Source organism: Mycoplana rhizolycopersici (assembly GCF_013378445.1).
Taxonomy (GTDB): Bacteria; Pseudomonadota; Alphaproteobacteria; order Rhizobiales; family Rhizobiaceae; genus Mycoplana; species Mycoplana rhizolycopersici.
Genome location: NZ_JABXYK010000072.1, coordinates 1 through 263 on the forward strand (window position 1 = coordinate 1; position 263 = coordinate 263).

Annotated in this window: 1 protein-coding gene; it reads left to right on the forward strand. The window is 65.8% G+C overall.

All coding sequences use genetic code 11. The features are described 5' to 3' along the window. Positions 1 to 263: cadherin-like domain-containing protein (locus tag HV823_RS26460; protein ID WP_176952635.1), on the forward strand; the 263-nt coding region annotated here is incomplete at both ends.

Sequence of the window (263 nt, forward strand, 5' to 3'; positions counted from 1 at the left end):
CTCAACTTCTCCGATCCCGACGACAGCGCCTCCGGCGTCCGCTTCACCGTCTCCGCCGCCTCGAACGGCAAGGTCCAGGTGAACGGCAAGGCCGCGACGAGCTTCACCGGCGCCGAACTCGCGAGCGGCAAGGTCAGCTTCGTCCATTCCGGCGCAGAATTGACCAAGGCTTCTTTCAAGGTCGCCGTCGAGGACGGCAACGAGGATGGCTCGACACCGGTCGCCGGAACCTTCAACCTCGCCGTCACCCCGGTCAACGACGC